This is a genomic window from Guptibacillus hwajinpoensis (assembly GCF_005144865.1).
Classification (GTDB): domain Bacteria; phylum Bacillota; class Bacilli; order Bacillales; family Guptibacillaceae; genus Guptibacillus; species Guptibacillus hwajinpoensis_A.
Genome location: NZ_SWFM01000001.1, coordinates 201693 through 217028 on the forward strand (window position 1 = coordinate 201693; position 15336 = coordinate 217028).

Consider the following 15336-nt stretch of genomic DNA (forward strand, 5'->3'; position numbering starts at 1 on the left):
AAAACGTAACATGGATTAAGAAGCCACTGTACATGGTGCACAATTAGACGTTTCTTTTCAAATAATCATATGCATGTATTGCGAATTCTATAGCTTGACGCTTGGGAGAGCTCATGAAATCAATACCCAGAAGCTCTTCAAGTTTTTCTAAACGATGGTAAAGCGTTTGTCTTACAACGAAAAGCTGTTCTGCTGTTTCCTTTTTGGATCCGTTACAGCACATATAAACTCTGAGTGTGTTTAAAAGGTTACTATTATTCTTCTCGTCATACTGCAAAACAGGCTCTAAATAATCATGCATGAATTCATTTAGTTCTTTACCTTTAGCTAATTGATAAATCATTCGGTAAATGTGAAAATCTGCGTGGTAAATGACTTTGGAGGACTGAGTTAGCAACTTATCGTTCATTGCAAGTGTTTCTGTAGAAGATTCATAGCTTTTGTGCATGTCTTTTAAGAGTCGAACATGTTTGCCTACGCTTATTTGTTCAACGTCTGGTACAGTTTCCTTTTGGAGTATATCGCTAGTCACAAACCGCTTAAAAGCCTCTCTTAAACGATCCATAACGTTTATCTCATCCCGTCTGTTTAGAACGATAATAATGAGTTTATTCTTTGTTGTTAACGATAATAGGAAGAAACCTTCCTGTTCAAAAACAGATCGCATTAAAAGCATAAAGTATGTGATCTGAGATGTCGTATATGAATCAAGCTGCCTTGTAAACTTGCAGGTGCATACTAGGAGTCCTCTTGGTATGAGAGATTCATCAAAGTCAACGAGGTATGAAAGGATTCTTTCTTCAGTATGCTTTCCTTCAAGCCAGTCATAAAGCCACTCTGTTTCAAGTGCTCGTTTCTTCTCCTCAATATACAATTCTCTTAATAGAAACTGAGCAATTGCTGTTGCACTTCTATCAAGGAGAAGCATGTCATAGTCAGAAACAGATGTATGTTGGTCTGGAACAAGTATTAAGTTCGCAAAATGATAGTCCATAGCTCTGACGTGTTGAATAACAAGTCCTTTTCCGTCTGGTTGAAATGTTAGGAAATGTAGAAATGTTTCTTTCTTCTCTTCCGTTGCTTCGGGTGCAAAAATCGGTTCAGTTTCCTTCGGTTTGTATATAACCTGCATCCCAGTCTTTTTAGCGAGATAAGATAGGATTTTATAAAGGCAGCCAGGTGCTAATAGTAGATTATTGAGTTCTTGAGAGAACTTTTCAAGGTCAGAAATCATTTGATAATGATGTGCAATTAAGAGGGAATGAAGATCCTGGGTGATATCCACGAAACGAACTTCTTTCGTAAAAACGATGATGGGAAATTGCTGTTGATTTGCAAGGTCAATAATTTCAGAGGGAATGTTGTCCATATATGTACCAATTTCAATGCAAAGACCAGCCGCTTTGCTTTGAATAAGTTGTTTAACAATCGATAGAAATACTTTTACGTTATCTTTCCAAACAAAGCCTGTTGATAAAATTAATTCCTGCCCATGTAGTAATTGCTTAACACTCGTTACTTCCATAACATGAACCCATTTAATCTTCCTAGATAACCCGCCTTGCCCAGCTATCACAGTAGCATGACTAAAATGTTCTCTTTCTAACACCTCATGAACCGTTAAACTGGTCATTCGTAGCATCATACCACACCCTCTTTTGTAATATTAAGTACAATAATTTAATCATGAACTAGCCTTTTTGAGGTCGAGTAGGGTACAAAATCTTCCGTTAATCACTATAAAAGCGCTTATATGTTTTTAAATTACTTTACTACATCAAGCTTTTCTTTTCTACTCATTCTCTTTTATGTGACATAATTAGCCCTGTTTAGCTATATTTTTTGCAATTAATACGGTAAATGAAATTTTATTATATTATAAAAAAAAACCGAGCTACTGCCCGGTTTCCATTTCCCATTCATACTCTTCTAGAAGCTCCATTAAGTAATAATATTGTTTTTTGCTGCGGAAGTCTGTTTCTTTCCAGTTCGAACGAATCCATGTTGTTAATTCTGCTGCGGAATTAAATATTTCTCCACTTGTATCCGCTTTTCGAATCATATAGCGGCCATTTTCTTCATCGATGGTAACCTCACATGGATACGCACTATCTTTTGAATACAGATTGTATTCCATGAACATCCTCCCTCTCTAAGAAACTGTTTGGATCTGCTTTAAAAGTAGTGCTGAGAAGTATTTTCTCCCATCTGGTGTTTGAATATGAAGGGTTTCGGTTGATTCTTCTTCAGTCTTACTATCCTTTAATTTAAATTCAATAAATGCACCACTTAAATTCTCTGTAATACCATGAATACGGTAACCTCTATCAATGAAATAATCAATTTTTTCACGTTCAATTAAATAATGTTGATGTTCTCTCATTCCAATTACCTCCTATCCTCAAGTGCACTCCCAACTTCTTTTACTGATTCTGATTCACTTCCACTGGTTATTACCCAATCTCGCCCAACAGTAATGCCTAAATACTTGTCATCACTTGGATCTGATATTTCAGCCTGGACATATTTTTTGAACCACCAATATTTCGCTAGAACATAATAAGCAGCAGCCCCTACAACAAATCCTACTAGAAATGAATAAGTAGAAAGATAATATGCTGCCGTTCCACCAATGATCCATGCGATAAACCCTGCTACATTGATTCCTTTCGCATAGCGGTATTGACCAGTCTTTTCATACAGTTCGGGTACATTAACTCTGCGTTTTCTAAGCACGTAATAATCGCAGAAAAGAATGCCCACAATAGCTGAAAGAATGCCTCCTACTATAAGCAGAATCGGAATGAGAATACTAAACAGATTCCATGGTTGAACAACTGAACCTATAATTCCAGCAATAAATACTCCAGCCCAGAAAGGTACTTTAGGACCGCCTACGTTCGAGAAGATCGTAGCGGCGGGAACCAGGTTAGCCGATACATTCGTCGACCATTGAGCAAGCACGATCATAAGGAGTAGAATCCCTAGTACTAATCCTGATGCCGCTTCTTGTAAAGCTACAACTGGATCATAGTTTGAAACAGCAATATAAGAAACGCCACCGATTATAACCATAAAAGTTTGCGTTAAAGGTAATGCAACCATGCTTCCTATCAAGGTTCCTTTGTTTCGCTTTACCCAGTTTCTCTCAAACTTCGGCGCCTTAATAAAACGTGAAATAGAAGGGATATCTGCTGAAATAGTTGCCCAAAATCCCATATTACTGAAGATTACAACAAGAAACGCAGTTACTGCTGCACCACCAGTTACAGGGCTTTCAATCCAGCCCCAAACTTCTCTTCCTTGAGAAAGAGCCTGATCTGAGAGAGAGGCGTACATCCAAACAGATATAATAATAATAACGGGTGCAGCGAGGTCTGCGAATCGTTCTACTGCTTTAATACCTAGCGATGTATTCACGAGCTGGACTGTCGCGAAGATGAGAAAACATACAAACCAGTTATTAAAACCAAACAGAACGTTAAGGATTGCATTCATCGCTGTAGCGCCAAAATACGTATTAATACCGAACCAAAATGATGCTGCAAGACCTCTTACGACAGATGGAATATGGGTTCCGATTGTTCCGAATGGCGCTCTCATATAGACAGGAAAAGATAGCCCATGTTCAATGCCTATATCTCCAATAATGGTGATAAATAATCCAATTGCTAATGATCCTATAATTGTAGCAACAACAACCCATGTAAGAGAAAGTGCCTGTACACCTGCACCACCAATTGCAAAGGCAGCAAGCACGACCGCCATTCCAACCCACATCATTGCGAATCCAGTTGCGCCAATTTTCTTTTCACTATGAGCAATAGGTAGAAGATCTGGAGATTTTAAATAGCTTTCCTCTTTTTTCATTGAGCTATCTCCTTTTTCATTCACTTCTTACTGGATCTGCCTTGTCTGTTACGTTGAGCATTTTCCCGTACTTCGCTCGTTTCATATACTTTCCTGAGCCTGGTGTTCCCACGAATTGCTTATTCTTAATAACAAATTCACCTCGAACAAAAACAGACTCAGCCTCACCTGTTACTTCCATTCCTTCAAATGCATTGTAGTCTACAGCCATATGATGGGTTTCTGCAGATATCGTACGTTTGACGTTCGGATTAAAAATAACTAAATCTGCATCAGCACCTACGGAGATAGTCCCTTTTCTTGGAAACAACCCAAATAGTTTAGCAGCCTTCGTTGATGTGATATCTACAAATTGATTTAGCGAAATTCTTCCTTTGAGGACGCCTTCTGAAAATAGAATGCTAAACCGATCTTCAATCATAGGACCGCCATTAGGAATTTTTGTGAAATCGTCCCTGCCAAGGTCTTTTTGTCCTACAAAATCAAATGAACATTGATCAGAGCCTATTGTTTCAAGCTGTCCGGTCCGTAAAGCATTCCAGAGAGCATCTTGATTCCATTTTTCTCGGAGAGGCGGACTCCAAACATACTTCGCTCCTTCAAAATCCGGCTTTTCAAGATAAGTTTGGTCGAGTACAAGGTATTGAGGGCACGTTTCACCGTGGATATCGTAACCTTTGCTTCTTGCTTCTGCTATCTTATCTGCAGCTTCCTTACAGCTAACATGTACAACGTACAGTTGTGATGATGCAAGACCTGTAAGCTGCGCTGCTCTACCTGTAGCTTCTCCTTCTACTTCAGGTGGTCGAGTTAATGCGTGATAGATGGGCTCTGTCTGACCTTTCGCTAGGGCATCTTTCGTTAAGTATTCAATGACGTCTCCATTCTCTGCGTGCACCATTACGAGCGCACCAAGCTCCTTAGCCGCAAGAAGCGTTCGATACAGCGTTTCATCGTCTGCCTGGAAAACATTTTTGTAGGCCATAAACACTTTAAAGGATGTAATCCCTTCTTGATCGATCACTTCTGGAAGCTGCTCTAGAACACGATCGTTAATTTCACTAATCATTAAGTGAAAGCTATAGTCTATAACCGATTTATCTTTTGATTTATCATGCCATGTTTTAATCGCTTGAGAGAGTGGTTTGCCTTTCTCTGTTAAACAAAAGTCAATCACGGATGTCGTCCCACCAAAAGCTGCCGCAATTGTTCCAGTCTCAAAGTCATCTTTTGAAACAGTTCCTCCAAATGGCATTTCTAGATGTGTATGAGGATCAATTCCTCCGGGAAATACATAGCGTCCGGTTGCATCAATCTCTTCAGCATCTTTTTCTATCAGCTGCTTACCAATTGATAAAATCTTTCCATTAGCAACCAGGATATCCGCTTGATACGTTTCACTTGCCGTAACGATCGTTCCATTTCGAATCATTTTCTTCATTTAAATCCTCCTACTTATTTGGATACTTTCTTATCTTTCAATGAACCGATGAGAGTTTGCCTTTCATTCCATGTCATAGCGGGATGTTCATGATTAAGTTCAATCATATCGATAGCGCCATCGACTGGACATACAATGGAACATAAATTACACCCAACACAATCTTCTTCCCGTACTTGAAGAATTGGATTGCCAGAAGGATCATTTAACATATCAATGCATTGGTGGGATGTATCTTCACAAGCGATATGACATTTATTGCAATTAATACAAACGTCATTGTTAATTCGAGCAACAACTTTATAATTTAAATCAAGGTTACCCCAGTCCGAAAATGTAGGGACTGATTTTCCGATAATATCCTGTACTGAAAGAATTCCGCGGTCATCAAGGTAAGTCGATAGACCATCTATAAGGTCTTCTACAATCCTAAAACCATGGTGCATGGCAGCTGTACAAATTTGAACATTACTTGCACCCATCAGCATAAACTCGATTGCGTTCTGCCAATTAGATACCCCGCCCATACCTGAAATCGGAACATTGATTCTGCTATTCCTAGCACATTCACTTACCATGTTAAGCGCAATCGGCTTAACAGCAGGTCCACAGTAGCCTCCATGTGCGCCTTTGCCTCCAACACGTGGAATTGGTAACCACGTATCAATATCAACGCCTGCAAGGCTATTAATCGTATTTATCATACTGACAGCATCAGCTCCGCCCCGTACTGCTGCTTCTGCTGTAGAGGTAATATCCGTAATGTTTGGGGTAAGCTTAACAATCACTGGTGTCTCAGCCGCTTCTTTCGCCCAATTTGTTTGTTTCTCAACGAGGTCAGGTACCTGACCTGAAGCAGATCCCATCCCCCTTTCTGCCATACCGTGCGGACAACCGAAGTTCAGTTCAAGCCCATCAACGCCTGCTGCTTCCGCCTTCTTTACGATTTCATGCCATGCGTTTTGGTTGGGTTCTACCATTAGAGATGCTACAACAGCATGATTAGGAAATCGTTTTTTTGTTTCGTAAATTTCTTTTAAATTCAACTCTAGTGGCCGATCTGTAATGAGTTCAATGTTATTAAAGCCTGCGACTCGTTGACCGTTAAAGTGAACTGCTGCGTATCTAGATGACACGTTTAAAATGGGATCACCAAGCGTCTTCCAAACAGCTCCACCCCAGCCTGCTTCAAATGCACGTTGCACCTGATACCCTGAATTTGTAGGTGGTGCTGATGCGAGCCAAAACGGATTTGGTGATGTGATGCCCGCAAGATTGGTTCTCAGATCTGCCATCGTCATTCCCCTTTCCTTCTCGTTATGCTGAATACGTTTCTTTTAAACTTTCATGCATATGATACGCCGCTGTTTTCCCTTGTTGAGCAGCAGACACAACCATTGCTTCACCCTGTCCTTTACCAAAAATAACGTCTCCACAGGCGTATACTTTCGGATTCGACGTTTCCATCGTTTCATTATTGATCAGAATGACCCCATCTTTATGAGCAAGGTCCAGTTCTTCTATAAATGGTAGATGTCTTTTTTGTCCTATTGCTTTAACTACTGCATCACATTCAATTATGAATTCTGAATCAGGGACTGGTTCTGTTCTTCGTCTTTCACCCTGATCTGCTTTTAATAACCTCATTCTGATACACTTAATTCCTTTTACCTTTCCATCTTCATTCTTCAGTATTTCAACTGGCTGTGTTAACCACCTGAACTCTACTCCATCTTGCTTCGCAAACTCATATTCAAAATCATATGCGGTCATTTCCTGTTCGCTTCGACGGTAGAGAATTTTCACATTTTCAGCTCCAAGACGAACAGAACATGTGGCACCATCAATTGCTGTATTCCCAGCACCAATGACCACAACTTTCTTGTCTTTTAATTCAGTTGGGAAAGGAGCTGCTTTCGTCATTTTCACAAGTTCAATTGCATCATAGACGCCATTTGATTGTTCTCCAGGAATGTTTAAATCCGGCACGCTTGCCATTCCGATAGCCAGGATTACGCGATCATTCGTTGAAAATATTTCATCAAATTGGATGTCTTCACCAACTTTAACGCCTGTTTTGATCTTCACACCAAGATTCTCAACCTGTTCCACCTCCCAAAGTGAGACGGACTTCGGCAAGCGGAATGACACAATTCCATATGTATCAAGTCCACCAGCCTGTGATTCTGCTTCATAAATCGTAACGTCGTACCCTAGAAGAGCAAGTTCACGAGCTGCAGATAAACCCGCTGGTCCTCCACCTACTATTGCTACCTTCTTTCCATTTGGCTGACCTTGTTTAAATAAGACCTGATCGTTCTTTATTGCCCAATCTGTTGCATAACGCTGAAGATTTCCAATTAAAATTGGTTTCTTTGAATGGTTTAAAACGCATGCTCCTTCACATAATTCTTCAGTAGGACAAACCCTCGAACAGCTAGCCCCTACAGGGTTTGCAGTCATAATTGTTTTTGCTGAACCTTTCATATTTCCTGACGCAATTTTTTTAATAAAAGTTGGGATGTCAATTCCTGTTGGACACGCTTTAATACATGGCGCGTCATAACAATACAGACATCGTTGTGATTCTTGAAAAGCTTCTTGATTTGTAAGAGATGGGATGACTTCTGTAAAATTCTTCTGTAGCTCTTTCTGAACAGATGATTCTAGCGAACTCATATATGTCCCCCCTATTTTTAATATAAAAAGCAGGTGTGCATCACCTGCTTTTTGTTATTTACGGTAATAATGAAGTCATTTCACCGTATGTTTCAGGACGTCGATCACGATAGAACTGCCACGTATCTCTTACTTCTCGTATTAATTTTTTGTTCACTTCCCCGATGATTACCTCATCCTGATCACGTGAACCTGTTGCAACAAAATTCCCTCTAGGATCGACAAGATAAGACTGTCCGTAAAACTCCCCCATATTCCATGGACTTTCTGTACCAACTCGATTTATTGCACCAAGATAATAACCATTTGCAACAGCATGCGCAGGTTGCTCTAGTTTCCACAAATACTCAGACAATCCAGCTACTGTAGCAGAAGGATTAAACACAATTTCAGCTCCATTCAAACCTAGAAGCCTTGCTCCTTCTGGGAAATGCCGATCGTAACAGATATACACACCAATTTTTGCAAAAGCAGTATCAAAAACAGGATATCCTAGGTTCCCTGGTTTAAAATAATACTTCTCCCAAAATCCATGACCGTTATCTCCTACTGCTACGTGTGGAATATGCTGTTTTCTGTATTTACCAAGATAAGAACCATCCGCATCAATTACAGCTGCTGTGTTGTAATAAGTTGAAATACCTTCTCGCTCATAAATTGGTAGGATAATGACTATACCAAGTTCACGGGCAAGTGCTTGAAACCGTACTGTCGTAGGTCCTTCCGGAATTTCCTCCGCTGCGTCATACCACTTCTTATTTTGCTCAGCACAGAAATAAGGACCATAGAAAATTTCTTGAAGACAAACAATCTTTGCCCCTTTATCACTTGCCTCCTGAACAAGTTTTATATGTTTCTCAATCGCTTTCTCCTTATGAACTTCAACTGACTCATTTCCCTCCACATCATTTCTTGCTTGAATCAAACCGATCGTAACTGAATCCGCCATATGTAAATCCTCCTCTACCGCTCTTAATTTACTGAATTTTCTTTCTAATAAAAGTGTAGAAGATTGTTATAAGTCCTGCACTATACAAAATGTAAAATTGTTTTAAAGAAAATTAATCATAATGTCGTTGTTGTGAACTTTCAATAAATGTAATAGTTGATTTTTTATACATACCTCTTTTAATAGAACTTAGAAAAGTACAAATTGAAAAGCAAGCACTCGACGAAGAGTACTTGCTTTTTTGTGAACGAAAAAGCTTAAAGAAAAAATCTGCAATTTCCTTTATTAATATTCTTCCAAACAAATCTAATTGCCTTTCATTAAGATGCTCGTAGAAACTTTGTGCATACTTACAGCGTTACCGATTCTGTGTCTACTCCCCCTTTTAAATCAATTAGAATAAAACACTGATCATCATTCTTATGGAAGCCATTTTCTTCTTCTTTAATAAGCTTGAGAAGTTTGTTTTTAAATTTAGTAAGTGGAACTCCAGAATTGTTTTTTAACAATGATGTAAGAAGATGAGCATCATATGGATCAACGACACCATCCGTATACAAAAGTAGCCTACCACCTTTAGTGTAGGATAACGTTTTTCGTTTAAAAGTAAGATCAGTAAATGAACCTATCGGAGGGCTTGTAGAAGTGAGTTCATACTGCTCCCCTTTGTTATTTTGCCATAACCCAGGGGGATGTCCGGCATTTATGTATTCTATTGTTTTTCTTTCAGTATCAATGAATAGATAGATAGCTGTACAATAATGCCAGGTTTCCTCATTCTTTCGAAATAACCTATTCAGATGGTTGTCTAATTCTTTAAAAATAACATCTGCTCTCATCCCTTTTAATATTAATCGTTGAAAAAGGGATTGTAGCGACATTGTAATCAATGCTGAAGAAATTCCGTGACCCATGACATCTAGTATAATAATGCCGTATTGATTTGGGTTAATAGTATAAAAACCATACATGTCCCCTGATAATTCACTGGATGCTTTGTAATATGCTTCAATTTGCAACCGCTCAGAAACAATTGGTTCTGTTAACGAGGTTTCTTGAATATTTTTTGCGAGATGCAGTTCCATCTGGGTTTCTGACTTGTATTTATCATTCTCTTTGTTCAATTCTATTAATTCTTTCTGTTTCATTTCTAGTTTATGAAGAGCGATCTCAAGCTCCTTATTTGCTTTTCTTTTAGCAGATAAGGCACTCTCTGCTTTTTTCTTTGCAATAAGTAGTTCGTTCTCATATTCGTTTCGTTTGTTCATTTTTACAAGAACGCAATCAATTAAATGACTGTCTTTTCTTTGGTTTGCATTAATCAGGACAGGAATTTCTTCGCCTTTTTCAGATTGTAAAGAGATATACATTTCCTCCACAGGTTTATCTGCTTTTATTAACGGTATAAAGTAAAGCTGATAGAAAATACGAGCTGGAACCGAAAGTATATCATTTATATTCTTTCCAATTACTTCGTCCAACTCGTATCCAAGTATGTTAAGCAACGTTTGGTTAATAGCAAGAATATTTCCTTGTTCTGATAAAGTTAGAAATCCACAAGGTGCATGGTTTAATATGTCTTCCATTATCGGAGATCACCGATTTGAATTGTCCTTTCTATCGATTCATTCAAATACTCTCGAATTAACTGCGCTGTCTCTTCCGGGAAACTCATATGTGGGCAATGCCCTGTTGCATTCATTTGCTTAAACGTACTGGAAGGAAGATGTTTATGAAGATATTCCCCTACAGCAACTGGAGCAATAATGTCTTCTGTACACTGCAAAATAAGGGATGGAACAGTTACTTTGTGAAGATCACCCCTAGTATCAGCAAAAAAAGTAGCTTTTGCAAACTGAAGCGCGATAATAGGATCTGTCGAGCAAAAGCGATCTTCGAGGTCCTGAGCAAGTTCTGGCCGTTCTGCATTTCCCATTGCTGTGGAAGCAAACATGTTTGCCCAACCAATATAGTTCTTCTCCATTATATCTATCAAACCAAGAATTTCTTCTCTCTCAAATCCACCAAAGTAGTTAGGAGGCACGTTCATATAGCAAGGAGAAGGTCCGACCATGATAAGATCTGAAAATAATTCAGGATGATCCATTGATGCAAACATACCTATTGTGCTCCCTACAGAGTGACCAACAAAGACGGCATTCTCAAGGCCAAGACTAGTACATACATCAATCACATCTTGAGCGTATCCTTTTAACGAACTGTACCGAACTTCGTCATAAGAACCTATGTCGGAATGACCAGAACCTACATAATCGAATAAAATGACTTGATAGTCTTTTTCAAACGTCTTTGCTACTGCATTCCAAACGTTTTGGTCACAACCAAGACCTGGAGCAAAGATTAGTGGCGTTTGGCCATAGCCTTTCACGTTAACATTATTTCGTAACAGGATGCTCTTATCCATTATTATAAGCTCCTCTCACTATGTTTTAATCTTTCAATATAGAAAATTGTACGAGACACCGAAAATAACTACTATTGTTTAATTGGGAGTGATCAAACACTTGGTACAAATACACTAGTATCAAGGGCTAAGTATGAGTTATCTTATTTTAACATGTACGATTATAGGAATGTAGGTTAAAATATCTAACTATTCAAAAGATATAGAAAATTAACATTAGTTTTAGGCCAAAACTTTTCGATATAGTAAGTTATTCCATTTGGCTAAGACTTTTCCCTTCTTAAAATTAATAATATACTATATCTCTTAACTACGGTTTTAACTTCGCTATATGTATTTACTTCAAAAAGCTCACCTATAAAGGCAAGCCATGTTTACCTATAAAATCTGCTCCGCTGTTCAGGAGTAGGAATCATACATGCCTCCTGCTTGCCAAACCATTTGTAGCGCCTTCTTGCAATTACATCATACAATTTGTCTCTTACTCCGCGTGGAATAATATGAAAGATAAGCAACAGGTTAAAAATTCCTCCAAGACGCTTCACAATATAAAGAGCTGCTTCTGACTTAACTAAAGCTTCCCCATCACGAATTACAATAACACTATCTGGAGCTTCTATTATTCTAGCTTCTCGTAGCAACTTATCAGCTACTTCTGACTGCAATGATGCAAATGAAAATATAGCTTTTTTATCATACTTAAACATAAACTTCACTAGACCATTACAGAGATTGCATACACCATCAAATAAAATTACATTTGTCGATTGATTTTTTTTCACACTAGTCACCTCATTGTCAATCATGTTCAATACTTCACAATGTAAGTATAGCATATACACACTACTTGTTCGAGTGAATATGCTATAATTTCCCTGTTCAGTAAACTAAGTAGCAAGGATGTTTATTCATGTACCCTACTCAATCTGTACGAGAAAAGATAAAACTACTATTTATCATTTTATATCCCATACTTATCACACAAGTTGGACTTTATTCCATGAATTTCGTTGATACCATTATGAGTGGTCGAGCTGGTGCAAACGATCTTGCTGGTGTAGCAATAGGATCAAGTCTCTGGGTCCCAGTCTTTACAGGACTAAGTGGTATTTTGCTCGCCATTACGCCGATTGTTTCACAATATATTGGGGCAAAACAACAAGACCGAGTCTCATTTTCTGTACTACAGGGCATCTACCTTTCAGTTGTTCTATCAATATTAATTTTAGTTGCAGGAAGTCTTATACTTAATCCAGTCCTACAACTCATGGATTTAAATGATAGCGTCAGAAGGATTGCGAAAGAGTATTTAATTGGTCTGTCTTACGGAATCATTCCACTCTTTATCTACTCGGTTCTCAGAAGCTTTATCGATGCACTTGGAGAAACAAGAACAACAATGCTTATTACATTAACTTCACTTCCAATTAACGTTTTCTTCAACTATGTTTTGATATTCGGTAAATTCGGATTTCCTGAACTAGGAGGTGTTGGGGCTGGATATGCTTCCGCAATCACCTACTGGTTTATCTTATTTATTTCATTATTGGTCGTTCTAAAAGTCCGTCCGTTCCGATCCTACGCGATCTTCAAAAAGTTACATGCTATTTCACTTTCCGATTGGAAAGAACAACTTAAAATTGGCGTTCCTATTGGCTTCTCGATCTTCTTTGAAGTGAGTATATTTGCAGCAGTTACGCTTTTGATGAGTATGTACACAACTGAAACCATCGCAGCTCACCAAGCAGCTATTAATTTCGCATCTCTTCTATACATGATTCCTCTCAGTATTTCGATGGCCTTAACGATTGCAGTAGGTTTTGAGGTTGGTGGCGGAAGATTTCACGATGCAAAGCAATACAGCTATTTAGGAATTGTAGTTGCAGTGGGAATGGCATTACTCTCAGCACTTTGCTTATTCATTTTTAATGATGCTGTTGCTAGCTGGTATACGAGTAATCAAACCGTGTTTGATTTAATTAAAGTCTTTCTCATTTATGCAATCTTCTTCCAACTATCCGATGCAATCGCTGCTCCAATTCAAGGAGCCCTTCGAGGCTACAAAGACGTTAATGTAACACTTGTTATGAGTTTGATCTCTTATTGGATTATTGGACTTCCTTCAGGTTTTTTGCTTGCTAAGTATACAGTATTTGGACCATATGGATACTGGGTAGGGCTTAGTACCGGGTTGTTTGTTGCTGCTGTTACCCTCTTTATAAGGCTGCGTTATGTTCAAAGAACATATGTGTTAGTAAACAACTAAAAGCGGATCCCATTGGGACCCGCTTTTTAGTATTACTTATACATTGCCTCGGCTTTCGCTTGTAGCTCAGTATTTTCAAGATATTCATCGTACGTTGCTTCTTTATCAATGATCCCTTTAGGTGTAATTTCAATTACTCTGTTAGCGATCGTTTGAATGAACTGATGGTCATGAGAAGTAAAGATCATGGCACCTTTAAAGTTCGTTAGTCCATTGTTCAATGCTGTGATTGATTCAAGATCCAGGTGGTTTGTTGGATCATCAAGAACAAGCACGTTCGCACCGCTTAACATCATTTTAGATAGCATACAGCGAACTTTTTCCCCTCCGGAAAGTACACTCGCTTTCTTCAGTACTTCTTCACCAGAGAATAGCATTCTTCCAAGGAAACCTCGAAGGAAGCTTTCACTTTGATCTTCAGGTGAATATTGACGAAGCCAATTCACAAGATTGGTATCTACCCCTTCAAAATACTCGGAGTTATCTTTAGGGAAGTACGCTTGAGACGTTGTAATGCCCCATTTATACGTTCCACTATCAGCTTCCATTTCACCCATTAGAATTTTGATTAGGGTCGTATTCGCAATCTCATCTTTACCTACTAATGCTACTTTGTCATCTTTATTCAGCATAAAGCTAACATTATCAAGTACTTTCACACCGTCGATTGTTTTTGTTAAACCTTCAACGCGGAGTACATCATTTCCGATTTCACGATTTGGAGTAAAGGCAACATACGGATATTTTCTTGAAGATGGCTTAATGTCATCAAGCGTAATTTTATCAAGAAGCTTTTTACGTGATGTTGCTTGCTTTGACTTCGATGCGTTCGCACTAAATCGCTGAATAAACGCTTGAAGTTCTTTAACCTTCTCTTCCTTTTTCTTGTTCGCATCCTCTTTCATTGTACGAGCAAGCTGGCTCGATTCATACCAAAAGTCATAGTTTCCTACATATACCTGAATTTTGCCATAGTCGAGATCTGCCATGTGTGTACATACTTTATTTAAAAAGTGACGGTCATGGGATACGACAATAACAGTGTTTTCAAAGTTAATCAGAAACTCTTCAAGCCACTGAATTGCATTTAAATCAAGGTTGTTTGTAGGCTCATCAAGTAGAAGGATATCCGGTGAACCGAACAATGCCTGAGCAAGAAGTACCTTTACTTTCTCTGAACCAGTTAAATCTGAAAGCTTTTTATAATGAAGTTCTTCAGTAATGCCTAGTCCTTTAAGCAATACTGCAGCATCAGACTCAGCTTCCCAACCGTTTAGGTCAGCAAATTCGCCTTCAAGTTCAGCAGCTTTCATGCCATCTTCATCAGAAAAGTCTTCTTTCATATAAATTGCATTCTTTTCCTGCATCACTTCATAAAGGCGTGTATGTCCCATAATAACGGTGTTAAGAACTTCAAAATCTTCATATTCAAAGTGGTTCTGCTTTAGAACCGCTAGGCGTTCACCAGGTCCCATGTGAACATCGCCTGTTTGCGGCTCAATTTCACCAGATAATATTTTGAGAAACGTTGACTTACCAGCACCGTTTGCGCCAATTAGTCCATAACAATTTCCCGGAGTAAATTTAATATTAACATCTTCAAAAAGCTTACGATCACCATATCGTAAGCCGACATCTGTAACTGTAATCATTTAGGTCGTATTCCTCCATCTATTGTAATATAGTCAAGATTATAACATGGATAG

Annotated in this window: 13 protein-coding genes; 1 reads left to right on the forward strand and 12 read right to left on the reverse strand. The window is 38.6% G+C overall.

Translation table 11 applies throughout. The features are described 5' to 3' along the window. Positions 1-43 precede the first annotated feature (43 nt). The 11 genes from FBF83_RS00975 to FBF83_RS01025 form a co-directional block, all read right to left on the reverse strand. Positions 44-1645 (reverse strand): PucR family transcriptional regulator, encoded by a 1602-nt coding sequence (locus FBF83_RS00975; protein WP_136945292.1) that lies wholly within the window; start codon positions 1643-1645, stop codon positions 44-46. 249 nt (positions 1646-1894) lie between these two features. Beyond that, complete coding sequence (locus FBF83_RS00980; RefSeq protein ID WP_136945293.1) at positions 1895-2137, reverse strand: hypothetical protein; 243 nt, start codon at positions 2135-2137, stop codon at positions 1895-1897. A 15-nt stretch (positions 2138-2152) separates the two neighbouring features. Further along, positions 2153-2383, reverse strand: coding sequence for a hypothetical protein (locus FBF83_RS00985; RefSeq protein WP_136945294.1), 231 nt, complete (start codon positions 2381-2383; stop codon positions 2153-2155). Positions 2384-2388: 5 nt separating this feature from the next. Continuing rightward, on the reverse strand, positions 2389-3870 hold the full coding sequence (locus FBF83_RS00990) for an NCS1 family transporter (protein ID WP_136945295.1): 1482 nt from the start codon (positions 3868-3870) through the stop codon (positions 2389-2391). A 16-nt stretch (positions 3871-3886) separates the two neighbouring features. Next, positions 3887-5311 carry a dihydropyrimidinase gene (gene hydA / locus FBF83_RS00995; RefSeq protein WP_136945296.1) on the reverse strand — a complete coding sequence of 475 codons (1425 nt, stop codon included), beginning with the start codon at positions 5309-5311 and terminating at the stop codon, positions 3887-3889. Positions 5312-5325: 14 nt separating this feature from the next. Next, positions 5326-6606 carry an NAD-dependent dihydropyrimidine dehydrogenase subunit PreA gene (gene preA, locus FBF83_RS01000; RefSeq protein WP_136945297.1) on the reverse strand — a complete coding sequence of 427 codons (1281 nt, stop codon included), beginning with the start codon at positions 6604-6606 and terminating at the stop codon, positions 5326-5328. A gap of 22 nt (positions 6607-6628) precedes the next feature. Further along, positions 6629-7990 carry an NAD(P)-dependent oxidoreductase gene (locus FBF83_RS01005; protein WP_136945298.1) on the reverse strand — a complete coding sequence of 454 codons (1362 nt, stop codon included), beginning with the start codon at positions 7988-7990 and terminating at the stop codon, positions 6629-6631. Between the two features lie 58 nt (positions 7991-8048). After that, complete coding sequence (locus FBF83_RS01010) at positions 8049-8939, reverse strand: nitrilase-related carbon-nitrogen hydrolase (protein ID WP_136945299.1); 891 nt, start codon at positions 8937-8939, stop codon at positions 8049-8051. Positions 8940-9289: 350 nt separating this feature from the next. Next, positions 9290-10525 carry a SpoIIE family protein phosphatase gene (locus FBF83_RS01015; protein WP_136945300.1) on the reverse strand — a complete coding sequence of 412 codons (1236 nt, stop codon included), beginning with the start codon at positions 10523-10525 and terminating at the stop codon, positions 9290-9292. Beyond that, positions 10525-11364: an alpha/beta fold hydrolase gene (locus tag FBF83_RS01020; RefSeq protein ID WP_136945301.1), complete on the reverse strand. Its 840-nt coding sequence runs from the start codon at positions 11362-11364 to the stop codon at positions 10525-10527. The genes FBF83_RS01015 and FBF83_RS01020 overlap by 1 nt, the downstream gene beginning before the upstream one ends. A gap of 374 nt (positions 11365-11738) precedes the next feature. After that, on the reverse strand, positions 11739-12146 hold the full coding sequence (locus tag FBF83_RS01025; RefSeq protein ID WP_240687947.1) for a thiol-disulfide oxidoreductase DCC family protein: 408 nt from the start codon (positions 12144-12146) through the stop codon (positions 11739-11741). Between the two features lie 128 nt (positions 12147-12274). Here FBF83_RS01025 and FBF83_RS01030 point away from each other — a divergent pair, with 128 nt between their 5' ends. Further along, the gene (locus FBF83_RS01030; protein ID WP_136945303.1) at positions 12275-13630 is read left to right on the forward strand and encodes an MATE family efflux transporter; all 1356 of its coding nucleotides are present in this window, start codon (positions 12275-12277) and stop codon (positions 13628-13630) included. 32 nt (positions 13631-13662) lie between these two features. On the opposite strand, the gene FBF83_RS01035 is transcribed toward FBF83_RS01030, so the two are convergent. Further along, positions 13663-15282: an ABC-F family ATP-binding cassette domain-containing protein gene (locus FBF83_RS01035; protein ID WP_136945304.1), complete on the reverse strand. Its 1620-nt coding sequence runs from the start codon at positions 15280-15282 to the stop codon at positions 13663-13665. Between the last annotated feature and the right edge of the window lie 54 nt (positions 15283-15336).